This is a genomic window from Salegentibacter sp. T436, from assembly GCF_001932675.1.
In the GTDB taxonomy this organism is placed as follows: Bacteria; Bacteroidota; Bacteroidia; order Flavobacteriales; family Flavobacteriaceae; genus Salegentibacter; species Salegentibacter agarivorans.
The window spans coordinates 2,752,645-2,776,127 of record NZ_CP012872.1 but is presented as its reverse complement, the minus strand read 5'-3'; the positions used below and the strand labels follow the sequence as shown (position 1 = coordinate 2,776,127).

The following is a 23,483-nucleotide window of genomic DNA, read 5'->3' as shown; positions in this document are numbered from 1 at the left end:
GCTTTTTTATTTAATAAGGAAGCTAATCTATTGCTCCTGATCTGTTGGCATGATATATACATCATTAATATTAGCTCTTTTCGGCTGACTTAATGAATAATAGATTGCTTCAGCAATATCTTCTGCCTGCAATGGAGTTAACTCTTTAAACATTGGCTCCATATCTTTCTTGATCTCATCGTCTGTAATAGTATCTGTTAATTCTGTAGATACAAATCCTGGATCTATAGAAGTTACATTTATTCCGTAGTGAGGAGCTAATTCGGCTCTAAGTCCTTCAGTAAACATTTTTACCGCTGCTTTGGTAGCACAATAAACAGCTCCACCTGGATAATATTTGTGTGCTGCACTAGAAGAAATGTTAATTATATTTCCACTTTTCTGCTCCATCATTGTTGGTAGCACTGCAGAAACACCATTAGTTACCCCTTTTATATTTACATCTATCATTTTATCCCACTCATCGGTATGTAGGTTCTTAACGTAAGAAAGTGGCATTAAACCGGCATTATTTATAATTCCATCAATGCTTCCAAATTCTTCTAAAGTTGAGGAAACAACTTTTTTAAAATCTTCTTTCTTAGTAACATCGGCCGGAACTACTAAAGCCAATCCACCGTTTTTTACGATCTCATCTTTCAAAGAATTCAATCTGTCCTCACGGCGTGCACTTAATACTACATTAGCGCCTTCTTTAGATAATTTTTTTGCGGTAGCTTCTCCAATTCCACTGGAAGCTCCAGTTATAATTATAGTTTTTCCTTTAATACTCATATCTAATTTTTTTGGTTTTACTCAAAATTAGCGTAGAGTATAGTATCTAACCAGCAATTTCAGATTTTTAGTATGGGTTTAACGGCATAGCCTAACATGCATCAATATTAGAGGAGAAAAGCTCTTAAAAAATTGGGAAATTTAGTCTTTTAGATATTCGGTAATTTCTTTTATGGTAGCGCGTGCGCTTCGGCCCACCCCAATTAGAGTAGCAGAAGCATATCCTGTCCAGCCACCATAACCCACTAACCAAAGTCCGTTAGTGTTTTTAGCTCTGGTTCCTTCGGTTTTAATTTTACCCTTAGCATCTGGCTCCACTATATTATTTAAATGATCTGTAGCATAATGAAAGCCGGTACACCAAATTATAAGGTCAAAATCTTCTTTAGTTCCATTTTCCCAAATCACCCCATTCTCGGTGAACTCGGTGAAACTTCCTTTGGTTTTAAGCACACCTCTTTCCCGAGCTTCCTTAACTGTGGGTACCATAACAATATTTCCAAGGTTATAAGCTGCGGGATCAAATTTCTTTCCCTCCTTCTCGGCCTTATATTTTGCGGTAGCTACATTAAAAAGTACTCTCCCATCTACATCGTCTGGCAAATATTCGGGATCTTTTAAAGTTGCCCAACTGGTATTCGTTACTTTAGAAACTTCGGCTAAAATTTGTGCTCCGGAATTTCCTTCCCCAACAATAAGCACCTTCTTATTCTCAAGCTTATCGGTATTTTTATATTGAGCTGAATGAATTTGTTTTCCGCGGAAAATATCTATTCCTTTTACTTTCGGAATAAATGGCGCTTTCCAGGTTCCGGTTGCTGAAATTACTGTTTTTGCTGAAAAATCTCCTGCTGAAGTTTTAAGCTTAAAAACACCTGATTCTTTTTCTACATTTTCAACTTTTACCGGACGCTTCACCGGAAAATCATAACGTTCTTCGTACTTGCACAAATAATTAATTACGTGATCCTTGGGCGGAAATCCATCCTCGTTCTTAGGCATTAGCCAACCGGGAAGCGAAGACTGATCTGCCGGAGAAAAAAGCCGCAAAGAATCCCAGGTTTTTTGCCAGGCACCACCACAGTTTTCCTGCTCATCAAGTATTAAATAATTCAGTTTTGTTCGTCTTAAATAATAAGCACAGGCGAGTCCGCTTTGGCCGCCTCCAATTATTATAACGTCGTAAACTTCAGCCATTATGCTAATTTTTCTTTAGGATAATATTTCTGTTTCAACCAAAACGCTACACTTACTAAACCAATTAAAACCGGAACTTCAACCAAAGGCCCAATGACTCCTGCAAAAGCCTGGCCGCTATCAATTCCGAAGACAGCAATTGCTACGGCTATGGCAAGTTCAAAATTATTCCCGGTTGCGGTAAATGAAATAGAGGCATTCTGCTTATAACCTGCACCGAAATATTTAGAGACAAAAAAGCTTATAAAAAACATCAGAATAAAATAAACTACCAGCGGAATAGCAATTAAAACAATATCTACCGGGATCTCCACGATGGTTTCACCTTTTAGGCTAAACATCACTAAAATTGTGAATAAAAGCGCAATAAGCGTTAGCGGTGAGATTGCCGGAAGAAATTTTTCTTTATACCAGGCTTCGCTTTTGGCTCTAACTAAAATAACCCGACTTAAATAGCCCGCCAGGAATGGAATACCGAGATAAATAGCAACGCTTTTAGCAATTGTACCAATAGAAATGTCTACAATAGCGCCTTCAAACCCAAAATATGGCGGTAAAACGGTGATAAAAATCCAGGCATAAAAACTATAGAAAAACACCTGAAAAATGCTGTTTAAAGCAACCAAACCAGCACCATATTCGCTGCTTCCTTCCGCGAGATCGTTCCATACTAAAACCATAGCGATACAACGGGCAAGGCCGATTAAAATAAGTCCAACCATATATTCGGGATGATCCTGGAGAAAAATTATGGCGAGAAAGAACATTAAAATGGGGCCTATAATCCAGTTTAGTAATAAGGAGACACTAAGAATTTTTACATTTTTAAAAATCTTAGGTAAATATTTATAATTCACCTTGGCTAAAGGCGGATACATCATTAAAATTAAACCTATGGCAATAGGGATATTTGTTGATCCAACGCTATAGGAATCTATAATCCCGGCACTTTGTGGCATATAATAGCCAATGGCTACCCCTATAAACATTGACAGGAAAATCCATACTGTAAGATATTTATCGAGGAAATTCATCTTTTTTCGAGCCATAACAAAAAGAATTTTTTATTCTATAAGTAAGATTTGAGTTGAAATTTTGGATACCCAGTTATTGCTTTAGCAACACTCATCGTTAGGAGAAATATTAGAATCAAGAAAAGTGGCAAAAAGTTCTTTGACATGGTTCCATTTTTCAGGGTTTATACAGTAACAAACCCGGGTTCCTTCTATATCTCCTTTTATAAGTCTTATGTTTTTCAGCTCCTTTAAATGCTGTGAAATTGTAGGCTGCGCCAATCCCACTTCCTGAACCAGGTCGCCGCAAATACAGGATTTTGATTTTATTATTTCCTGTAGAATGGCAATTCTTGCAGGATGTCCCAGAACTTTGGCGATTCCCGCCAGTTCGTTTTGCAAGGGGCTAAATATTTCCGATTTTGTAAGACCCATTTTTCAATTGTTTATTGCAATATTACGATAAAAGAAATGATAAAGAAAGAGGCTGTCTGGAAAGTTCTTAAAATTGTCATCCTGAATTTATTTCAGGATATAAAATGTTTATAGTTAAAACAAATTAGAAGCTGAACCAAGTTCAGCTTGACGAAAATTATACTTTTCAGTCAGCCTCAATTTCTAATTTCTTAAAAAATTATTTCTTAGGTGGTTGCGATGGTCTTACCTCTATCTTACTTGGTAAGGTACGCTTATTCATTTTTAAAAGATCTACAACTAATTCACCAATATCTTCCGGTTGAATTTTCCAGGCATCTTCTGCATTTGGAGTGTGATCGTTAAAATGAGTAGCCACAGAACCCGGCATAATGGTACTTACATTAATTCCTTTTTGTCTAAGATCTAACATCACCGCCTGGGTAAATCCTGTTAAACCAAATTTACTGGCATTATAAGCAGCTCCTCCTGCAAAAAAGTTAGTTCCGGCAAGACTGGAAATAGTAATAAGATATCCTTTAGATTTTTCTAAAGCGGCTAAACTGGACTTAACGCTGTAAAAAACTCCTGTTAAATTGGTATCGATAGTTTCCTGCCATTTCTCTGGAGATAATTCATCTATAGATCCAAAATGTCCAATTCCCGCATTTGCAACCATCACATCAAGTTGCCCAAATTTATCTATTGCCGCCTTTACGGCTTTTTCCTGACTTTCGTAATTTCTTACATCGGCTTCAAGACCTAAGGCATCAGTTGCGCTTAGTTCTTTAGCGGCTTTTTCAGCAGCATCTTTAGAACGGCTTGTTATGGCTACCCTCATTCCCAAATCTAAAAGCGATTGGGCCACGCCGTATCCAATTCCTTTACTTCCACCGGTAATAAATGCAACTTTTCCTTTTAATAAACTCATAGTATTTTAATTTTTTAGTTAGGCTAAAGCTACTAAACAATGTGATTTCGCTGAAATCTTAAGGACTAAGATATTGTTAATTTTAGAGGCTTTATAATTAAGGGTTAAATGAAGATTATAGGAATAAATAATCTCAAAAACTCATTTAAATGTGTATAAAAGCTTCTTAATTTCTTTGTTAAAATGTTTTATAAAACTACGAAAGCAGTACATTTGCAAAAAAATTAGTATAACCTGATTAACCTATATTCTCTTGAATAATATCAAAGCCCAAAAATTACTCAATAAGATTCAGCGTGATTTAATGCGCAATGGAATAATTACCAATACCCTGGTAAACGACCTGAAAGAATTAAGAACCCTTGTTGTAGAAGAAGGTCAGCCTTTATTGGCAAAAACCATCAGGTTAACTTTTGAACACGTAGAAGCTTACGATTCTTTTAATATTGCGATCCCAGAAGATGATCCGGTAGAGGAAGGTGAAGAAGCACCTTTACAGGAAGAAGCAACTGGGCAGGAAAGTCTTGATTATCTACTTTCTTTAATGGCAGATCCTTCTAACCGTGTAAATGAATTGGAGTTACGTGAATACGTAAAAGCTTTCAATGAATATGCTGAAGAAAACTAGATCTTAGCTTGAAAGAGTAAACTGGTCTGGTATTTGAATATTAGTCGGCATAAAAAACCTTATTGAACTACCTCGATAAGAAATCCTGGGGTAACCCATAAGGCATTAAGCTGAGATAATTAAAGGAGCCGATATATAAATCGGAATATTTAAATCTCGCTTAGTGAGTAAATTGCTAAAGGAGAATTTGATGAAGAAAGATGCGAAATCTAAAAAGAAGTCGCGCATACGCTTATTGCACCAGTATTATAGTTATACCGGTTTTTACAGCTTTGTTTGGAAAAGCGTAAAAAAAGCAATTTTACCCATAGTTTTATTTGTAGCAGCGCTTTGGGCAATAGATCGTTGGGTGCTGGATATTGAGCAAATGCTGGTAACGGTAACCGAAACTTATTCGCCGCTAGGTATTATAAGTGTTTTCTTTGCTTCAGAATCTTTACTGGGATTAATCCCGCCAGAACTATTTATAGCATGGTCTGGCAAATCTTCCAGTCCAATTCTATACCTTTCTTTACTGGCACTGGCTTCTTACCTAGGAGGTGTAATTTCTTACTTTATAGGTCGCTGGATGACTAAGATCCCGGCTGTACACGAAGCTATTGAAGTAAAAATGGCACAACATATTAAAAATACCCGAAAATGGGGCGGATTTTTAATTATAGTGGGTGCCCTACTCCCAATTCCTTTTGCGATGACGAGTATTGCAGCGGGAATTATAAAATTTCCATTTCCCAGTTATCTTATGTTTGGTTTACTGCGTTTTGTAAGATTTTACCTGTACGCCCTGGTTATTTTTGAAATGGTTTAAAGATTTTTACTTTAAATATTTCGCTAAACAGATCTTTTAAACCCTATATTTAAAACATTTAAATTTTTCAAAATTCATAATTTTGAACCTTTAAAATTTTCCCAAGTCTTCGTTTAACCGTTTTCAAAGAATTAAATTTAGTTTACTAACCAAACAAATTCTTAAGAAAATGGACTCTAAATTAAAGAAAATGGCCCGGGTGGGTTATGTTGCTAAAGCTACTGTTTATGGCATTATGGGGATACTCACTTTTCTCGCTGCATTTAATATGGGCGGTCAAAAATCCAGTAATTTACAGGTAATCAAATTTTTGGAAGACCAAGCATTTGGAAATGCCTTACTGGTTTTAATAGGTCTTGGTCTTTTGTGCTACTCGGCCTGGCGATTTATTCAGTCCATTCAGGACCCTGAAAATATTGGAGAAGATAAAAAAGGGAAAGGAAAACGTGTTGCTTATCTTATTAGTGCTGTTTTATACCTGGGCCTGGCCGTTTATGCATTTATGACGTTAATAAACGCCGGATCATCTTCAGGTGGCAGCTCTGGTGGTGGAATTACCGGAACCCTTGGTGTGGTGGTTTTTGCAATTATAGGCGTAGGACTTATTGTAGCCAGTATTGCCCAATTTAATAAAGCTAAAACAAAGAAATTTCTTGAAGATTTTGGCTACGACTCTATTACAGATGAAAAGAAACGGAAAACAGTTAAAAACACCGGCTACCTTGGGCTAATTGCTCGCGGAATTATTTTCGGGATTTTAGCTTATATTTTTATAAGGGCAGCCGTAGAATCTAATACTTCAAATATGAAGGGAACCTCTGATGCTTTTTCATTTTTGCAGGATTCACCTTATGGTTCATGGCTAATGGGATTAGTTGCTGCAGGTTTGGTTTGCTATAGTATATACGTATTTATGCTGGCCAGGTACAGAAAATTCAAAGCATGATATTTTGTTAAACCCGTACCAAGAACCCGTTAAATCTAATTGGATGACTTGTATTTCTATGTAATTTCGATAGAAATAACCAATTAAAAAAATTATTATGTTAACGATCATTTTAAATATCTTATTACCTCCTTTAGCCGTTTTTATGAAACACGGTCTTGGAGTAACTTTTCTAATAAGTTTACTATTAACAGCTTTAGGTTGGATTCCCGGCATAATTCACGCTTTTATAGTAAACGGTACACGCTAAGCTTTTAAAGCTAACTAACCAATAAAAAAGAGGCTGTCTGAAAAGGCAGCCTTTCTTGTTGGATTATTTTGAGGTTTTTATTATTTTCATGTAATGAAAGCTAAAGTTGTATTTAAGACCTATAACCAGTCGCAGTTAAGTCTTTTACCTCCCAGTTATGATGATTTGGTTCCTGTAAATCATCCCGTTAGAATCGTCAATACGATTATTGATCAAATCGACATCGCTGACCTGGAGCGAAGTTACAAAGGAGGTGGTACTTCCAGTTACCATCCTCGGATGCTTCTTAAGGTGATCATCTATGCGTACCTGCGCAATATGTATTCCTCTCGTAAGATAGAACAGGCTCTTCTGGAGAACATTCATTTTATGTGGCTCAGTGGTCAAAGTAAACCTGATCATAATACCATCAATGATTTTAGAGGAAAACGCTTAAAAGGGAAGTTTAAAAATATTTTCAACCAGGTGGTTCTTTTACTGGCTGACCAGGGTGTATTATCTTTAAAGGAACTCTTTGTGGATGGCACTAAGATAGAGGCCAATGCCAATCGCTTTACTTTTGTATGGGGTAAATCTATCAAGAACAGTAAAGAGCGTATTAAGAAACAGCTTCGGGAACTATGGTCTTATGTGGAAAAGGTTTATGACCAGGAACAATTGCTTCCTAATGAGCCTGATTTTGAGGCTATCGATCCGGATGAAGTAGCCAAAACCATTGATGCCATTAATGACGCATTAAAAGATAAGGAGGTCGATAAAAAAGTAAAACAAAAGCTCAACTATGCCAAGAAGAACTGGCCTGGGAACCTGAAGAAATACCAGGAGCAGGAAGCTATCCTGGGAAAACGCAACAGCTATAGCAAGACCGACCCCGACGCTACTTTTATGCGGATGAAAGATGATTATATGCAAAATGGGCAATTAAAACCCGGGTATAACCTTCAGGCCTCCACCAATAACCAGTTCATTACCAATTATACCTTAGCCCAAACCACCGCCGATACCACTACCTTAAAAAACCACCTGCAAGATCATATAGGCTCCTACGATCAAACACCTCAAAGCCTTACCGCAGATGCCGGCTATGGCAGTGAAGAGAATTATACCGATTTAGAGGAAAAGGAAATTACTGCTTATGTGAAATACAACTACTTCCATAAAGAGCAACGCGATAAAAAGCATCGGGAAAACCCATTCCACCCGGACAACCTATTCTACAATAAAGAAACCGATACATATTACTGCCCTATGGGCCAGGCGATGAAGAAAGTAAAGCGTTATGAGAGTGAAACCACTACGGGTTTTAAGCAGCAGGTTCATCGCTACCAGGCTCAAAACTGCCAGGGGTGCCCGCTTCGCGGTGCTTGCCATAAAGCCAAAGGGAACAGGATTATCGAGCGCAATCATAACCTGATCCGTCTCAAGGAAAAAGCCAGGAACCCACTATTAAGTGAAGCGGGAATAGCACATCATAAACGTCGGTGCTGGGATGTGGAAGCCGTCTTTGGGAATATCAAGCAAAATATGGGCTTCAAGCGATTTATGCTTCGGGGAATGGAGAAAGTAACTACTGAAATAGGGTTAATTGCTATGGCGCACAACTTAAGAAAATTCAGTATCGCATAGGAAGGGGGCTTCCTTGCCTTTTTTTATCATTAAGAATATCTACAAAAGAAGAAGCACTTCTCTCACAAAAAGACACTTTTATCAATAAAAAAGGCCATCGAAATACTTTTTAGACGGCCTCCTTTTTATTTATAATCAATAGACTAAGAAACTAATTTTCTTCCTCTTCTCTCTTTACTACTTCCTTTTGCCATTCCCAGGCGCTTTTTAAAGCTTCATCTAAATGCTTCTCGGTTTTCCAGCCCAACTCTTCATTGGCTTTTTGGGTATCGGCGTAGGCTGCAACAATATCACCTTCTCTTCTACCTACAATTTTATAAGGTAATTTTTCTCCGGTAGAACGTTCAAAAGAATTAATCACTTCTAAAACCGAACTTCCTTTTCCTGTTCCCAGGTTAAAAACTTCAAAATTGCTCTTTTCTTTATTTTGCTGAAGTCGCTCTAAAGCTACCACGTGAGCTCTAGCAAGATCCATCACGTGAATATAATCTCTAATGCAAGTTCCATCTGGTGTGGGATAATCATCCCCGAATACCGAAAGTTCTTTTCTCTTTCCAATTGCGGTTTGCGTAATAAAGGGAATTAGATTTTGTGGAGTACCAATTGGTAATTCTCCAATTTCAGCAGAAGGGTGTGCGCCTATAGGATTAAAATATCTAAGGGAAATCGCTTTAAAATTCTTATTTATTTTAGCCGTATCAGTAATAATCTCCTCTCCTATTTGCTTGGTATTTCCGTAAGGAGATTCTGCTTTTTTAACGGGAGCGTTTTCGGTAATTGGTAAACTATCGGCCTGGCCGTAAACGGTACAGGAAGAACTAAAAATAAAATATGCGTTTTCTTTTACTTGCAGTTCCTGCAGTAAATAAATTAAACTGGCCAGATTATTTTCGTAATATAATAGCGGATTTTCAACACTTTCCCCTACCGCTTTTGAAGCTGCAAAATGAATAACCCCCTCTATATCTGGGTATTTTTCAAAAAACTCTTTTACCTGGTTTTTATTTCGAAGATCTAAATTTTCAAAAATCGGGGTTTTTTGAGTGATTTTGGTAATTCCTCCAAGTACATCTATAGAAGAGTTTGAAAGATTATCTATAATCACTACTTCGTAACCTTGTTCCTGAAGCGCGACAACCGTGTGAGAACCTATAAATCCGAGTCCGCCGGTTACCAATATTTTTGAGCTCATTTCTTTTATTTTAATTAAGACGCAAATTAATAAAAATGAAATTGCTAAACCTTCCCGTTAAATATTAATTCCCTACTAAATATTTCAAGGAAAAGTCTATTCTAAATTACCAGATTCTCTATAAACCCTATCTTTGCAATCTAAAATTTAAACTATGCCCCTGGAAAAGCAAAAAACGGTCTTTAAATATGTAAGCATCCTGGAAGGACTTTCATTTTTACTATTATTATTTATAGCCATGCCCCTAAAATATATTTGGGAAATGCCACAAATGGTGCAACAAGTTGGGATGGCTCACGGTGTTCTTTTTATCGCCTATGTTATGGGTGCCATCTGGCTTTTTAAACCACTAAACTGGAATTTTAAAGAGTTATTAATAATACTTGGTTGCTCCCTGGTGCCTTTTGGACCATTTTACGTAGAAAAAAAATACCTTTAAACTATGAATATAGAGGAAGGATTTAAAAATCTTATTTGTCTTTTTAAAACTCTTCTAATAGATCAGGGGGTAAACCCAACACTCGCGCTGTATCTTAATTTACTGCTAAATATCCTGGTATTAATCCTGATAATTATAGGAATAAATTACCTGATTAAAACTTTTGTAATTGAAGCTTTTAAAAGTTTTAGCAACAAGACAAGAACTACTTTTGACGATTTTTTAATTAAAACTAATTTCCCAAAATATATTGGGCAAATTCTTCCTCTGGTTATAATTTACCTTACCGTTCCTTATATTCTGGTAGATTTTCCGCTGGCTATAAAAGCTTTTTATTTCCTAATAGATATTTATATCATTTTTCTTATTGTATGGATAATTAGAAGCATTTTACGCACTACCAAGAGCTACCTAAGAACCTTAGAATCTTTTAAAGATAAACCGGTAGAAAGTTACATTCAGGTAGTAATGATTATCGTTTGGCTGTTCGCCTTTATCTTTATTATTGCCGAAATTACGGGGAAAGATGTAATTAATTTTATAATCTCCCTGGGTGCTGCTTCGGCAATTTTGCTGTTAATTTTTAAAGATACCATCTTAGGTTTTGTAGCTTCCATTCAGGTTAGTGTAAACGATATTGTAAGAATTGGCGATTGGATTACCTTTAGTAAATACGGCGCCGATGGTACCGTGACCGAAATTACCCTGGCAACCGTTAGGGTACAGAATTTTGACAATACCTTTACTTCTATTCCCACCTATAGTTTGATTTCTGAATCTTTTCAGAATTGGCGCGGAATGCAGGAATCTCCCGGGAGAAGAATTAAACGTTCGGTTTTTATAAAACAGAATTCGGTTAAATTTATTACTCCTGAAGATTTTGAAAAGTATAAGAATATACAACTAATTTCTTCTTATCTGGAAGACCGGCAAAATGAGATTAACGATTATAATACTACTAACCAAATAGACAAAAACCTGCCGTTAAACGGAAGAAACCAAACCAACCTGGGTATTTTTAGAAAGTATATAGACACTTATTTAAACAACCACTCGGCTGTACATAAAGAAATGTATATTATTGTAAGACACTTGCAACCTACCGAGCATGGGATACCTTTAGAAGTATTATGTTTTAGCCGGGATAAACGCTGGGAGAATTTTGAATATATCACCGCCGATATTTTTGACCACATTATTGCTGCCGTTTCATATTTTGATCTTCAGTTATTCGAAGCACCTTCAGGCGATGATATTAGGGATTACTTTAATAAGACCAATTTAGAAAACACTCCAAATAAAAATTCGTAAATTTTTCCGACTAAATTTAAGTTGAAGAGCTTGAATCAGGCTAATTTTCATTATCCTAAACCTTGATTAGAATTGGATTAAAAATTATCTTTTAGCCACCAAACAAAAACAAATATGACTTTAAAAGGCTTTCTTCAGGGTTTTGGAATTATCGCGGTAGTAATGACCTTAGTTCCCTTAATCGCCGCAGATTTCTGGTGGATTCGTATTTTTGATTATTTGCACATACAATTAACGCTTCTCACCCTCACGGCAATTGCCGCATATTTTATAAGATTTGATATAAAAAGAGCCGAAGATTATATTTTTATGGTTGTTTTACTGGCTTGTTTTATTTTCCAGGTTGTAAAGATTTATCCCTATTTTCCCCATAAAAATTATGAAGTTGGCCAGGCTTCAGAAGAGAATTTCAGTAATAAATTTAGCCTTTATACTGCAAATGTTCTTCAGAAAAATGAAAATCCTGACCTGGTTTTAGCCGATATTAAAAAGCAAAATCCAGATATTTTATTATTTACTGAAACCAATACTCGCTGGAAAAATGATCTTGCTGCCGTAACCAATTCTTATCCTTATAAAGTTGAAGTTCCTTTAGACAATACTTACGGGATGTTATTCTATTCCCTGTTAGAGCTTAAAAACCCTGAAATACAATTTTTAGTAGACGATAGTATACCTTCCATTCACAGCATTTTAAAATTACGCTCTGGGGAAGAAGTGATGTTTCACGCCATACATCCTACGCCGCCAATGCCGCAGCATAATCCTTCTTCTTCAGACAGGGATGCCGAAATGATGAAAATTGCATTTATGGTAAAAGATTCTAAGTTGCCGGTAATAGTAGCAGGAGATTTTAATGATGTGGCCTGGTCTTCTACCACGGCACTTTTTCAAAATGTTGGTGGTTTACTAAACACCAGGATTGGCCGTGGCTTTTATAATACTTTTGATGCTTCCAGTTTTATTATGCGATGGTCTTTAGATCACGTATTTGTCACCGAAGAATTTAGGGTTGCCGATTTTAAACTGGGAAGTTCTATAGATTCAGATCACTTACCTCTTTATATAGAACTTAACCTTGAGCCTGAAAAAGCTGAAGAACAAAAGCCCGGGCCTGCAACTGAAGAGGAAATTAAATCTGCCCGCGAACAAATAAAAGCAGAACAAGAAGCTAAAGAAAATGATTAACAAAGACTAAAGCTCTTTCTTGTTTTCGCTTCAAACTTCCATTTAGTGCACATATTTCTCACTCTTTAAGTAATTCTTTACTAGAATTCTTAAATAAAACCCAAAGTAAGTTTATGCATTAGTTTTCCTTAGTTTTCTTTCTAAATTTAAATATTGTTTAGCCACATTATAGCTCTTATTTAGCTAATACACAGTGGTTTTATTTTAATAAAATTCAATAGAAAACTTTAGAAAAACTTAGAATGCTGAATATATCTGAATTATCGGAGAAATCAATTAAACAAATTTTAACAATCCTTGAAGAAGATGGCAAAATAAGTGCTTCGCTTCCGGGGGCTGGTTTAATTCATATAGAAGATAATTTACCCTACCTGGTTGTTTATAGAAAAAGAGAAGACGATCCCGGCACCGAAAGAATAATTATTAGTGAAGCATCTTACCTTTTAATTGGTAATAAATTTTTTGAAGCTTACCAAAGATTAATCTATGCCCTGGCCGATAAGCTTTCTTCAGATTTTAAATCTTATATGGTTTTTGAGATCTATACGGGAGAACCCAATAATTGTTTTACCATTAAAGCCCCTGCGCAAAAGCTACCAAGTTCTGTAAAAGTATTAGAAAAAGAACTTAACAGTATAAACGATATATTTTCGGGACTTTATTTAAAAGCCGAAATAAAAGATACTCCCCATCGTCAAAGAGAAGGAGACGAGGATATTTTAAGTATAGACGAGGCAAAGAAATCTGGTGCAGTAATCGTTGGGCTAGAAATTCCTCCCGTTTTTCGGAATGAAAATAATGAAGTTTACCCCGTTTTTTTAAGGCAATTTAAAGATTACCTAATTACCTGTATACATAAAGCATTATTTGATTATGTGAGAGTGCAAACTTCCAGTGGGGTTGGTAGTTATCTTGCCCTGGGCAGAAAACATTTAAAGGAAAAAGTGTTTGAAATTGATAAAGCCCTCGCTAAAATAGAACGCTCTTACCAGTTTTTATGGTTGGTTTCTCCCGCCAATATTCAGGATATAAAACAAACTTTTTTTGAAAGTAATTATGAGAAGGTTTTAGATTATCACTATAGATTGCTTCCCATAGACCCCGATCTTTTAAAAAGAGAACTTTATAACCTTAAAGTTGAAGAAATAGACGATCCTGCGATGTCACATATTTTTAGGGAGAAACGTGAAGAACTGGATCAACAAATCACGATGTTAAGTGAACGTGGCACCTCTAATTTCTTTTATAACAGTATTAGACTTTATAAAGGTTTAGACTCTAAATTAAGTCAGGAAGCAGGTCAAATACTTAGGGAAGTAGACGAAGTAGCCGAAGAAGAAGATGCCGAATTTATTGATGCAAAAGGCTTTAGTAGTTTGGCCCGCCGGGAGTTTGATTATTTTGCTGAACAAGATGAAAATTTTAAAAGTAAAGTTCATATTCGTAAAGATGTGAATATTATGATGGTGAATAAAGGCGAACTTTATATCCCTGCTGATTATAGAATGAATAAAACTGAAGCGACAGCCCTTATTCAACACGAGGTGGGAACACACGTTTTAACGTATTATAATGGTACGCGACAACCTTTAGAATTATTAAGCAGTGGCCTGGCAGATTACGATCCGCTTCAGGAGGGACTGGCAGTAATGTCTGAATTTTTAGTAGACGGGCTTACCGGAAATAGATTAAGAACTTTAGCCGGAAGGGTAATTGCCGGTTCGGCATTAATGGAGGGCGCTGAGTTTCCGCAGTTGTTCCGTTTACTAAAAATGGATTATGGATTTACCCCCGAAAGAGCTTTTAATATTACTTCCAGGATTATGCAGGGCGGCGGATTTCTAAAAGATATAATTTATTTAAAAGGTTTGGTTCAACTTCGCGATCACTTACAAAATGGCGGGGAATATGAACCACTATTAGCAGGAAAATTTGGATTAAAACACACCAAAATAATTGAAGAATTAACCGAAAGAAAAGTATTAAAAACGAGCGCACTGCGCCCAAGTTATTTATTAACCGAAAATGTTACCAATAAATTAAACCTAATCAGAGAGGGGCTTCCCCTTTCACAAATGATAACCTAATGAAAATTTGCTTTGTATTAAACGATATTAAAAACGAAAAATGTGGAACCTCGGTATTATTAATGAATACTGCTCACGCTCGTGGACATGAAGTTTATGCCATGGGAGTTGGTGATTTTAATTTTCATCACGATGCACCAATTAGTATAAATAGTGTGCAGGTGCCAAAAAATACTAAAACAAAATCTCCGGCTAAATTTCTGGAAGCTTTACAGAGTTCTAAAGCGCGTAAAAAGACCATTGCAGCCAATAAACTGGATGTACTTTTTATAAGAAATAATCCTACCGAAGAAGAATCTGGGCGGGAATGGGCAGAACATGCCGGGGTTGCTTTTGGCAGGATGATTCAGCAAGAAGGCGTATTGGTATTAAACGATGCCAATGCCCTATCTAATGCATTTATAGATAAACTTTATTTTGAAGAACTTCCGCAGGAAATAAAACCCGATTCTTTAATTACCAGGAATAAAGAGGATATTTTAAAATTCTGGGAAAAGAATAATAAAAAAATTGTTTTGAAACCCCTGGAAGGTTCTGGTGGTCAAAATGTTTTTTTAATAGATGAAAATGAAAAAAATATCAATCAAATTATTGAAACCATTAGTCAGCATGGTTATGTAATTGCCCAAGAATACTTACCGGCAGTTAAAGACGGTGATGTTCGAATTTTATTAATGAATGGAAGGGTCATGGTTAAAGATGGAAAACAGGCAATTATTAGACGCGTTAGTGGTGAAGGAGAATTCCGAAGTAATTTTGCCCTTGGTGCCACTGCCGATAGTAGTGACCTTACTCCAGAAATGCAACGCATTGTAGATCTAACCGCACCAAAACTTATTCGCGACGGGCTTTTCTTCGTCGGGCTGGACGTGGTAAAAGATAAATTGATAGAAATAAACGTGTTAAGCCCAGGCGGTATGGAGCGTTTTAAAGACATAGGCTTACCAGATTTTACTCCAATGGTAATTGAAGCCATTGAGCGAAAAGTTGAATACAAAAAGCTTTACGGGCATCAATTTGATAACAGGGAAATTGCCTGTATGGAATAGTAAACAATCCCAGAGCATTCAATATAGATTATCGAGTAAAACTGAAAAAGAGATATTATGAGTAATAAACCAGAAAAACATATTCCCAGGATAATTGGGAAGTATACCAGCAATAAAAAAGGACCTTTACTCTTTATAACTGCCGGCATTCACGGCAACGAACCAAGTGGTATTAAGGCCCTGGAAGAAGTTTTTAAACAACTTGAAAAATCCAAACCTGAAATTGAAGGAACTCTGGTTGGAGTCTCTGGAAACCACAAGGCCCTTAATCAAAATAAGCGCTATATAGATGAGGATTTGAACCGGGTTTGGACCGAAGAGAATATAGAACAGAAAAAATCGGAAACCCACGAGCAAAAAGAAATGTGGGAAATTATAGACATCTTAAAGCAATTTACGGAAGAAGATTACACCAAGCGTTATTTCCTGGATTGTCACACCACCTCATCAGCGAGTTTACCTTATGTCTCGGTACAGGAAGTGAATGATAATGATGAATGGGCACATAATTTCCCCACCTTTATCGTACGTGGATTTAGCGATATAATTACCGGTGATATAGATCATTATTTAAGCAGAACCGGAATGACTGGTTTTGTTTTTGAAGCTGGACAACACGAAGATAAAACTTCAGTTGAAAATCACGAAGGTGTAATTTGGCTGGCCTTAAAAGAAGCCTGCAAACTGGATCTTTCGATAATCGAAACTTACCCTGAATGTGTAAATCGTTTTGCTGAAAAAAATGCACCAGATCAAAAAACCTTTGAATTGGTTCATCGTCACGGCCTTGAAGATTCTGATGTATTTGAAATGGAACCGGGATACGAAAATTTTCAAGAGATCAAAAAGGGAGAGCTACTGGCAAAACAAAATGGAAAAGAAATAATAAGCGAATGGGATGCCCGTATTTTTATGCCATTATACCAATCTCAGGGAAATGACGGCTTTTTTGTGATTGAGGAAGTGAAAGGAAAGTAATTGAAGTAAGCTCAAAAATCATAGGTTATTCTGAATTTATTTCAGAATCTAAGCCGTTAGAATTAATAAAGAGACCTCACCGGTAAAAAACCAGTGAGGTCTTTTATTTGATTAATTTTCAGCAAATTCTACACACACCGGAGACATTACCTCAACGGGAAGTAAATGTTCTTCAAGTTCTCCCGTTTTCATATTTATTTTAAAACTGCTAATTGTAGAAGTATCCTGGTTAGCTGCATAAAGAAAGTTTCCATTTGGAGAAATCGCAAAATTACGCGGTGTTTCTCCTTTGGTTGGGTAATAACCAATCACACTTAATTTACCGGAATTTTCATCAACTTTAAAAGTCGCGATACTATTATGCCCACGATTAGAAGTGTACACAAATTTCCCCGAAGGATGTAAATGAATATCTGCTCCTGAATTATTTTCTTTAAAATCTTCAGGAAGCGTTGAAATATTTTGAATAATCTCCAGGGTCCCGTCTTCTTCTATTTTCAATACACTTAGCTTTGAATTCAATTCGTTCATTGAAAAAGCGAAGTTTTCATCTTTAGAAAAACTAAAATGTCTTGGACCCGAGCCCTTTTCTAATTGCAAAAAAGCTTTTTCTTTCTTACTTAATTTCCCGGTTTTAGCATTAAAATTAAACATCCATATTTTATTGTTTCCAAGATCAGAAATATAAGCGGTTTTATTATCTGAAGAAATTGAAACCGAATGGGCGTGAGAGGCTTCAGGATTTTCTAACTGAATTTTTTGTTGTTTTTCCAGGTTTCCATCCTCTCCCCTTTTATAAACCATAACCACGCCACCCATATAGTTGGAGACAAAAACATAATTTCCACTTTTGTCAATCTCTATATGGCAGGGCGCAAAACTTTCGGTAGAAATTTTTCCTAATTCTTCTAAACTATTATCACTATTCCTTTTAAACGAATATATAAAACCAGATTCAGCATCGCCACCACCTAATTCGCTCACCGCATACAGGTTTTTACCATCTTTAGAAGCTTTTACAAAGCTGGGATTAGTAACTTTCGCCACAGTTTTTTCGGGATGCAAACTTCCATTTTCAGGATCTTGCAAGGCTAGAAATATTCCTTTTGCCTTTCCATCTACATGGCCTTCTTTTTTGGTGTAAGTACCTATATAAACCGGTATTTCAGCATTTTGAGCGGCACAGGTTGTGGTAAGGACCACGGCCAAACTAATTAGCGTAAATCTTATCATAATTTTATCTGGTTAAAGCCATTTTTTACGTTTAAAATAATAGATCATAAGTAGAAAAATAACAATCATTATTCCCCATAATACAAAGTAACTGTACTCCCACTGCAGCTCGGGGATATATTCAAAATTCATCCCGTAAATTCCGGCAATAAAGGTCAGCGGAATAAAAATAGAAGCCATAATGGTTAAAACCTTCATCACCTCGTTCATTTTATTGCTAATAGTGGTCATGTACATATCCATAAGCCCCCAGGCCATCTCGCGGTATAAATCTATATTTTCTGAAACCTGGAGAATGTGATCGTGAAGGTCGTTTATATAATTTTTGGTTCGGGTTTTTATGAGATCGTTCTCTAAATTCTGAAACCGGGAAATAACTTCTTTAAGCGGAAAAACTGCCCGTCTAACCCGTAAAATTGCTCTTTTTAAATCCTGAATCTCATAAGTAATATCATCACTTGGCTGACTTTCAAAAAGTTGTTCCTCCAGTTTTTCTACTTTTTCGCTTAACTCATCTACCACCAGGAAATAATGGTCTACTATAGCATCTAAAAGAGCAAAAACCAGGTAATCTGAACCATTAGTACGAATGCGTCCGTAAGCCTTTTCCAGGCGACCCCTAACACCATCAAACACATCGCCTCCTGCTTCCTGAAAAGTAAGTACATAATCTTTACCTAAAACAAAACTTATATGTTCATTTACCAATTTATCGTCCTGGTGATAAAGCATTTTGGCCACAATAAACAAATAATCTTCATACTCATCTATTTTTGGACGTTGGGTAGTATTTACAATATCTTCAATAATTAACGGGTGGAGATCGTAATATTTACCCAGTTTTTCTATCTCTGCGGTATTACTTAAACCATCTATATTAAACCAGGTAATTCGGTCTTCAGCTTCAAATTTAAAAGCATCTTCGGTAGAAGAAGAAATATGCCTTTCATAATTCTCTTTATTATAATCTATAACTTCCAGGCTGGTTTCACCAGATTCTTTTCTACCAACATAGGTTACAGTTCCCGGGGGTTGGTTTACAGATTTCATTTTTGGCCTACGTAAACTTTGCGTAATTCTTTTTACCATAATCGTACTTTGTAGGTTAAAGGTAGCAAAGTTTTGTTTTTGGCTCTATTAAAAACACGACGAAACTAAACTTCATTCAAAAATTATCACAAACCTACCTCAGCCAAAAAAAGCCCTTTTAAAAAGTTAATCGTGATGTGAGGGCAGATTTTAAAACATTTAAGTTTCAATTATTCAGTAAAACTGAGTTTAATCATATTTATATGAAGAAAACGACAATAAATTTACCTAATCCTATTAACTGAATATTCTTTACAAACAGGTTATTATGAAAAAATCGCCCCTTGATATTTACCTGCTCTTACCTATTAAAAACTTTATTGAGAGAAAAACTTCAGTTGGATTATTGCTTATTTTCTCTGCAATTCTTGCAATGATCGTTGCCAACTCACCACTGGCTGATGCGTATCACAATCTTTGGAAACAATATATTCACCTGGGAATTAACGATTTTGTAATTAGAAAAAACCTGTTGCATTGGATTAACGATGGCCTCATGTCTATTTTCTTTTTTATGATTGGTCTTGAGTTAAAACGAGAAATATTACAGGGCGAACTTTCCAGTTTTAGAAAGTCTATACTTCCAATTGCTGCGGCTATTGGCGGGATGATTTTTCCGGCTTTAATTTATTATTATTTTAATACTGGGGTAGATTCAATTTCGGGATGGGGAATTCCTATGGCTACAGATATCGCTTTTGCACTGGGTATTCTTTATCTCCTTGGAGACCGGGTTCCTCTTCCCTTAAAAGTATTTCTAACCGCAATTGCTATTGTAGACGATCTTGGAGCGGTGCTGGTAATTGCATTTTTTTATACTTCAGATATTTCTTTACAAAGCCTTGCTATTGCGGGTGTTTTTGTACTTATACTGGCTACCGCTAATTTAATTGGTATTAGAAATACCTTGTTTTATGCAATTATGGGAATTGGAGGTTTATGGCTGGCTATTTTACTTTCGGGTGTTCACGCCACTATTGCAGCGGTTCTAGCGGCCTTTGCCATACCTAACACCAAACGTATTAATACGCCTTTATTTCTTAGAAAAACTAAACTCTTAGCTTATAAAATTAAAGAGGAATTTAGAAATAGAAATAAAAACCCGAAAGAAGCTGATGACCATATTTCTCATACTATACAAAAATTCACATCATTAACCGAAGATGCCACTCCGCCACTACAACGTTTAGAACATGCGCTTTACCCCTTTGTAAGTTTTGTGGTTCTTCCAATTTTTGCATTTGCCAATGCAGGCGTGAGCCTTGGTAATGTTTCTCTTGAAGCACTATTAAGCCCGGTAACGATTGGGGTAATGTTTGGACTCATTTTTGGAAAATTTATTGGCATCGTATTCTTCTCCAGGCTTATGGTTTGGTCTAAGATTGCCAGTTTACCGCATAAAGTAAAGTGGAAACACGTCTACGGAATTGGTTTTCTCGCTGCTATAGGCTTCACCATGTCTTTATTTATTACCGAGCTCGCTTTTGAAAATGAAAATTACCTGGCCCAGGCCAAAATAGGGATTCTTTCAGCTTCTTTAATTGCAGGCCTAATTGGATATTTCTACTTACGAAAAACCGGAAATGAATAATAATTCATCTTAAAGCTGATTACCATCATATTATGTGATTCAAATTTTCGAAAAATTTGCGGTTAAAATATTTAAGAATGAACAGCTGTTTTCACTGCGGTGAAGAATGTAAGGAAGATTACATTGTTTTTCAGGAAAAAGATTTCTGTTGCACCGGTTGTAAAACAGTTTTTGAGATCCTGAACGAAAGTGACCTTACCTATTATTATGATATCCAGGAAAAACCTGGAATTTCTCCCGGAGCTTCAGAAGGAAAATTCGATTTTCTTGATAACGAGGAAATAACCGAAAAACTGCTGGAATTTAATGAGAACAATACCCAAATAGTTAATTTTCTTATTCCTTCTATGCACTGCAGTTCTTGTATTTGGGTGTTGGAAAATTTAGGGAAATTACACAAAGGAGTAAAATCGGCTCAGGTAGATTTTCCAAAGAAAACTGTACGAATAAGTTTTTCTTCAGAAAAAATAAGTTTAAAAGAGCTCGTATATCTACTTAGCCGAATTGGTTACGAACCCTATATTTCCCTTAAAGATTACGATGAAAAAGATCACCGTGTAGACCGAAGCTTAATCTATAAATTAGGCGTTGCTGGTTTTGCATTTGGGAATGTAATGTTTCTCTCTTTTCCCGAGTATTTTGAAGTTAAAGAATTCTGGCTGGAACAATTCAAACATTTATTTAGATGGTTGATGTTTGCTTTTTCTCTTCCTGTGGTTTTTTATTCTGGTGCAGATTATTTTATTTCAGCTTACAAAGGTTTACGCGCAAAGATTCTAAATATAGATGTTCCCATTGCCCTGGGAATTGCAGTACTTTTTATTAGAAGTACCACAGAAATTATCCTTGATCTTGGCACCGGCTTTTTTGATAGCCTTACGGGACTTGTTTTCTTCTTACTTCTGGGTAAATTCTTTCAGCAAAAAACCTATTCCTATTTATCGTTTGAGCGGGATTATAAATCTTATTTCCCAATGGCGGTAACGCGATTAAAAACTAATGCTTCAAAAGAGATTATAGAAGAACAGGTTCAGGTTTATAATATAAAACCCGGCGACCGAATTTTAATAAGAAACGGCGAATTAATTCCTATAGATTCGGTTTTAATGAAGGGCAGCGCGAATATAGATTACAGTTTTGTAACCGGTGAGGCCGAAGCCGTTAGTAAAGAGTCTGGTGAAACGCTTTATGCCGGTGGCCGCCAACAAGGCGGAATACTTGAGATTGAAGCTATAAAAGCCATAGACCAGAGTTACCTCACCAAACTTTGGAGCAATGAAGTCTTCAAAAAAGATAAAAAAGGTCAATTTCAAAGTTTAATCAATCAAATAAGTAAGAGATTTACCGCTGGGGTTTTAAGTATAGCATTTCTATCAACTCTTTTCTGGCTAATTTACGATCCTTCTATAGCACTAAATGTTTTTACCGCGGTTCTAATAATCGCCTGCCCCTGCGCTATTGCTTTAGCAACTCCATTTACACTTGGGAATTTGTTGCGCATCTACGGAAGAAATAAATTCTACTTGAAAGAAGCCGGGGTAATAGAACAAATTGCAAAAATAGATTGTCTTGTTTTTGATAAAACCGGCACTATAACTTCCAATAAAAAAACAGAAGTATTCTACGAAGGTTTAAAACTTAATGCTGAAGAAGAACAATTGCTTAGCAGTAGTTTAAGAGCATCTGGGCACCCGCTAAGCAGGCAACTTTACCAGATCCTGGATAAGAATAATATCCTGAGTTTAGATGAATTTAATGAACATACCGGAAAAGGAATTAGCTCTGGCAGTATGGGTAGTAAAATGAAAATTGGTTCCTCTTCTTTTGTAAAAGAAAGCGAAACTGAAACTAAAGAACTCAATAAAACAGCGGTTCATATAAGTAGTAATGAAGAATATAAAGGTTGCTACATTTTTAAGAATTCTTACCGGGAAGGCCTTGCCCATTTATTTAAGGAGTTAGGAGAAAACAAGCAACTCTTTATCCTTTCCGGTGATAATGATGGTGAAAAGGAAAAACTTGAAAATATGCTTCCCTTAAATACTAAGTTTTACTTCAATCAAAAACCTGACGATAAGCTAAATTTCATTAAAAAGCTTCAGGAAGAAGGGAAATCGGTGATGATGATTGGCGACGGACTTAACGATGCAGGTGCACTTGCCCAAAGTAATGTTGGGATTGCAGTTTCAGAAAATATTAATGTATTCTCCCCTGCTTGTGATGGAATCCTGGAAGCTTCAAATCTTACCAGATTGAGTGAATATTTTAAACTTTCAGAAAAGGGTATAAAAATTATCAAATGGAGTTTTGTACTAAGTCTTTGTTATAACGTAGTAGGCCTTGCCTTCGCCGTAACCGGTAACTTAATGCCCGTAATTGCCGCTATTTTAATGCCGCTAAGTTCTATTAGTATCGTGGCATTTACAAGCCTGGCCACAAATCTTGCCGGGAAAAAATTAAAACCTGTATTAACGAAAACCTGATTTCAATCATATTTTAAATTTTAACACCGCTTTAAGTTTGCTGAAAATAATTCATTCTAAATGAACATCATTTACCTCTTACTTGCTTTAAGTGTTTTAGTAGCCCTCATTTTCTTTGTCGCCTTTATTTTTTCAGTAAAAAAAGGACAGTATGACGATGTCTATACACCATCGGTAAGGATGCTTTTTGATGACGAATTAGTTAAAGAAAAATCTGATAAATCCAATTCCACCAAAAACAAGAAATCTAATTAAC

At 36.1% G+C, this 23,483-nt stretch carries 22 protein-coding genes; 14 read left to right on the top strand and 8 right to left on the bottom strand.

Annotated elements, in window-relative coordinates:
• Nucleotides 1-27 precede the first annotated feature (27 nt).
• From AO058_RS12145 to AO058_RS12125, 5 genes are all read right to left on the bottom strand, one after another.
• Complete coding sequence (locus AO058_RS12145) at nt 28-774, bottom strand: SDR family oxidoreductase (RefSeq protein WP_075326819.1); 747 nt, start codon at nt 772-774, stop codon at nt 28-30.
• A gap of 141 nt (nt 775-915) precedes the next feature.
• Nucleotides 916-1,971 (bottom strand): ArsO family NAD(P)H-dependent flavin-containing monooxygenase, encoded by a 1,056-nt coding sequence (locus AO058_RS12140; protein ID WP_075326818.1) that lies wholly within the window; start codon nt 1,969-1,971, stop codon nt 916-918.
• Nucleotides 1,971-3,020, bottom strand: coding sequence for an ACR3 family arsenite efflux transporter (gene arsB, locus AO058_RS12135; protein WP_075326817.1), 1,050 nt, complete (start codon nt 3,018-3,020; stop codon nt 1,971-1,973). The genes AO058_RS12140 and arsB overlap by 1 nt, the downstream gene beginning before the upstream one ends.
• Nucleotides 3,021-3,086: 66 nt before the next feature.
• A complete protein-coding gene (locus tag AO058_RS12130; RefSeq protein ID WP_075326816.1) occupies nt 3,087-3,419 on the bottom strand; it encodes an ArsR/SmtB family transcription factor in 333 nt (110 codons plus the stop codon).
• A 199-nt stretch (nt 3,420-3,618) separates the two neighbouring features.
• On the bottom strand, nt 3,619-4,329 hold the full coding sequence (locus tag AO058_RS12125) for an SDR family oxidoreductase (RefSeq protein ID WP_075326815.1): 711 nt from the start codon (nt 4,327-4,329) through the stop codon (nt 3,619-3,621).
• A gap of 253 nt (nt 4,330-4,582) precedes the next feature.
• Between AO058_RS12125 and AO058_RS12120 the strand changes: the two genes are divergently transcribed.
• The 5 genes from AO058_RS12120 to AO058_RS12100 all read left to right on the top strand — a co-directional run bounded on the left by AO058_RS12120 (nt 4,583) and on the right by AO058_RS12100 (nt 8,587).
• Nucleotides 4,583-4,957, top strand: coding sequence for a hypothetical protein (locus tag AO058_RS12120; protein ID WP_075326814.1), 375 nt, complete (start codon nt 4,583-4,585; stop codon nt 4,955-4,957).
• Nucleotides 4,958-5,147: 190 nt separating this feature from the next.
• The gene (locus tag AO058_RS12115; protein ID WP_075326813.1) at nt 5,148-5,765 is read left to right on the top strand and encodes a YqaA family protein; all 618 of its coding nucleotides are present in this window, start codon (nt 5,148-5,150) and stop codon (nt 5,763-5,765) included.
• A gap of 169 nt (nt 5,766-5,934) precedes the next feature.
• Nucleotides 5,935-6,711, top strand: coding sequence for a DUF1206 domain-containing protein (locus tag AO058_RS12110; protein ID WP_075326812.1), 777 nt, complete (start codon nt 5,935-5,937; stop codon nt 6,709-6,711).
• A gap of 91 nt (nt 6,712-6,802) precedes the next feature.
• The gene (locus tag AO058_RS12105; RefSeq protein WP_075326811.1) at nt 6,803-6,961 is read left to right on the top strand and encodes a YqaE/Pmp3 family membrane protein; all 159 of its coding nucleotides are present in this window, start codon (nt 6,803-6,805) and stop codon (nt 6,959-6,961) included.
• A 93-nt stretch (nt 6,962-7,054) separates the two neighbouring features.
• Entirely contained in the window at nt 7,055-8,587 is a 1,533-nt protein-coding gene (locus tag AO058_RS12100; RefSeq protein WP_075326810.1) for an IS1182 family transposase, read from the top strand.
• Nucleotides 8,588-8,738: 151 nt separating this feature from the next.
• On the opposite strand, the gene galE is transcribed toward AO058_RS12100, so the two are convergent.
• Nucleotides 8,739-9,779: a UDP-glucose 4-epimerase GalE gene (gene galE, locus AO058_RS12095; RefSeq protein ID WP_075326809.1), complete on the bottom strand. Its 1,041-nt coding sequence runs from the start codon at nt 9,777-9,779 to the stop codon at nt 8,739-8,741.
• A gap of 154 nt (nt 9,780-9,933) precedes the next feature.
• Here galE and AO058_RS12090 point away from each other — a divergent pair, with 154 nt between their 5' ends.
• From AO058_RS12090 to AO058_RS12065, 6 genes are all read left to right on the top strand, one after another.
• A complete protein-coding gene (locus AO058_RS12090) occupies nt 9,934-10,218 on the top strand; it encodes a DUF3817 domain-containing protein (protein ID WP_075326808.1) in 285 nt (94 codons plus the stop codon).
• A 3-nt stretch (nt 10,219-10,221) separates the two neighbouring features.
• Nucleotides 10,222-11,529: a mechanosensitive ion channel family protein gene (locus AO058_RS12085; RefSeq protein ID WP_075326807.1), complete on the top strand. Its 1,308-nt coding sequence runs from the start codon at nt 10,222-10,224 to the stop codon at nt 11,527-11,529.
• Between the two features lie 114 nt (nt 11,530-11,643).
• On the top strand, nt 11,644-12,717 hold the full coding sequence (locus AO058_RS12080) for an endonuclease/exonuclease/phosphatase family protein (protein ID WP_075326806.1): 1,074 nt from the start codon (nt 11,644-11,646) through the stop codon (nt 12,715-12,717).
• Nucleotides 12,718-12,959: 242 nt separating this feature from the next.
• Nucleotides 12,960-14,804, top strand: coding sequence for a flavohemoglobin expression-modulating QEGLA motif protein (locus AO058_RS12075; protein WP_075326805.1), 1,845 nt, complete (start codon nt 12,960-12,962; stop codon nt 14,802-14,804).
• Nucleotides 14,804-15,853: a glutathione synthetase gene (locus tag AO058_RS12070; RefSeq protein ID WP_075326804.1), complete on the top strand. Its 1,050-nt coding sequence runs from the start codon at nt 14,804-14,806 to the stop codon at nt 15,851-15,853. Before AO058_RS12075 ends, AO058_RS12070 begins: the two co-directional genes overlap by 1 nt.
• A 57-nt stretch (nt 15,854-15,910) precedes the next feature.
• Complete coding sequence (locus tag AO058_RS12065; protein WP_075326803.1) at nt 15,911-16,831, top strand: succinylglutamate desuccinylase/aspartoacylase domain-containing protein; 921 nt, start codon at nt 15,911-15,913, stop codon at nt 16,829-16,831.
• 111 nt (nt 16,832-16,942) lie between these two features.
• Here AO058_RS12065 and AO058_RS12060 read toward each other — a convergent pair whose 3' ends face one another.
• A complete protein-coding gene (locus AO058_RS12060) occupies nt 16,943-18,064 on the bottom strand; it encodes a lactonase family protein (RefSeq protein WP_075326802.1) in 1,122 nt (373 codons plus the stop codon).
• A gap of 12 nt (nt 18,065-18,076) precedes the next feature.
• On the bottom strand, nt 18,077-19,153 hold the full coding sequence (gene corA, locus AO058_RS12055; protein WP_075326801.1) for a magnesium/cobalt transporter CorA: 1,077 nt from the start codon (nt 19,151-19,153) through the stop codon (nt 18,077-18,079).
• Nucleotides 19,154-19,421: 268 nt separating this feature from the next.
• On the opposite strand from corA, the gene nhaA reads away from it, so the two are divergent.
• The 3 genes from nhaA to ccoS all read left to right on the top strand — a co-directional run bounded on the left by nhaA (nt 19,422) and on the right by ccoS (nt 23,482).
• Nucleotides 19,422-20,744: a Na+/H+ antiporter NhaA gene (gene nhaA / locus AO058_RS12050; RefSeq protein ID WP_075326800.1), complete on the top strand. Its 1,323-nt coding sequence runs from the start codon at nt 19,422-19,424 to the stop codon at nt 20,742-20,744.
• 77 nt (nt 20,745-20,821) lie between these two features.
• Nucleotides 20,822-23,227 (top strand): heavy metal translocating P-type ATPase, encoded by a 2,406-nt coding sequence (locus tag AO058_RS12045; protein WP_075326799.1) that lies wholly within the window; start codon nt 20,822-20,824, stop codon nt 23,225-23,227.
• 60 nt (nt 23,228-23,287) lie between these two features.
• Nucleotides 23,288-23,482, top strand: coding sequence for a cbb3-type cytochrome oxidase assembly protein CcoS (gene ccoS, locus AO058_RS12040; RefSeq protein WP_075326798.1), 195 nt, complete (start codon nt 23,288-23,290; stop codon nt 23,480-23,482).
• Nucleotide 23,483: the final 1 nt, after the last annotated feature.

Bases quoted from the DNA above. Each gene is read 5' to 3' on its own strand.
- AO058_RS12080 (WP_075326806.1), top strand. From the start codon at position 11,644: ATGACTTTAAAAGGCTTTCTTCAGGGTTTTGGAATTATCGCGGTAGTA.
- AO058_RS12145 (WP_075326819.1), bottom strand. From the start codon at position 774: ATGAGTATTAAAGGAAAAACTATAATTATAACTGGAGCTTCCAGTGGA.
- corA (WP_075326801.1), bottom strand. From the start codon at position 19,153: ATGGTAAAAAGAATTACGCAAAGTTTACGTAGGCCAAAAATGAAATCT.
- AO058_RS12110 (WP_075326812.1), top strand. From the start codon at position 5,935: ATGGACTCTAAATTAAAGAAAATGGCCCGGGTGGGTTATGTTGCTAAA.
- ccoS (WP_075326798.1), top strand. From the start codon at position 23,288: ATGAACATCATTTACCTCTTACTTGCTTTAAGTGTTTTAGTAGCCCTC.
- AO058_RS12075 (WP_075326805.1), top strand. From the start codon at position 12,960: ATGCTGAATATATCTGAATTATCGGAGAAATCAATTAAACAAATTTTA.
- AO058_RS12045 (WP_075326799.1), top strand. From the start codon at position 20,822: ATGAACAGCTGTTTTCACTGCGGTGAAGAATGTAAGGAAGATTACATT.
- AO058_RS12065 (WP_075326803.1), top strand. From the start codon at position 15,911: ATGAGTAATAAACCAGAAAAACATATTCCCAGGATAATTGGGAAGTAT.
- AO058_RS12070 (WP_075326804.1), top strand. From the start codon at position 14,804: ATGAAAATTTGCTTTGTATTAAACGATATTAAAAACGAAAAATGTGGA.
- AO058_RS12060 (WP_075326802.1), bottom strand. From the start codon at position 18,064: ATGATAAGATTTACGCTAATTAGTTTGGCCGTGGTCCTTACCACAACC.
- AO058_RS12100 (WP_075326810.1), top strand. From the start codon at position 7,055: ATGAAAGCTAAAGTTGTATTTAAGACCTATAACCAGTCGCAGTTAAGT.
- nhaA (WP_075326800.1), top strand. From the start codon at position 19,422: ATGAAAAAATCGCCCCTTGATATTTACCTGCTCTTACCTATTAAAAAC.
- AO058_RS12115 (WP_075326813.1), top strand. From the start codon at position 5,148: ATGAAGAAAGATGCGAAATCTAAAAAGAAGTCGCGCATACGCTTATTG.
- AO058_RS12125 (WP_075326815.1), bottom strand. From the start codon at position 4,329: ATGAGTTTATTAAAAGGAAAAGTTGCATTTATTACCGGTGGAAGTAAA.
- galE (WP_075326809.1), bottom strand. From the start codon at position 9,779: ATGAGCTCAAAAATATTGGTAACCGGCGGACTCGGATTTATAGGTTCT.
- AO058_RS12090 (WP_075326808.1), top strand. From the start codon at position 9,934: ATGCCCCTGGAAAAGCAAAAAACGGTCTTTAAATATGTAAGCATCCTG.
- AO058_RS12085 (WP_075326807.1), top strand. From the start codon at position 10,222: ATGAATATAGAGGAAGGATTTAAAAATCTTATTTGTCTTTTTAAAACT.
- AO058_RS12130 (WP_075326816.1), bottom strand. From the start codon at position 3,419: ATGGGTCTTACAAAATCGGAAATATTTAGCCCCTTGCAAAACGAACTG.
- arsB (WP_075326817.1), bottom strand. From the start codon at position 3,020: ATGGCTCGAAAAAAGATGAATTTCCTCGATAAATATCTTACAGTATGG.
- AO058_RS12140 (WP_075326818.1), bottom strand. From the start codon at position 1,971: ATGGCTGAAGTTTACGACGTTATAATAATTGGAGGCGGCCAAAGCGGA.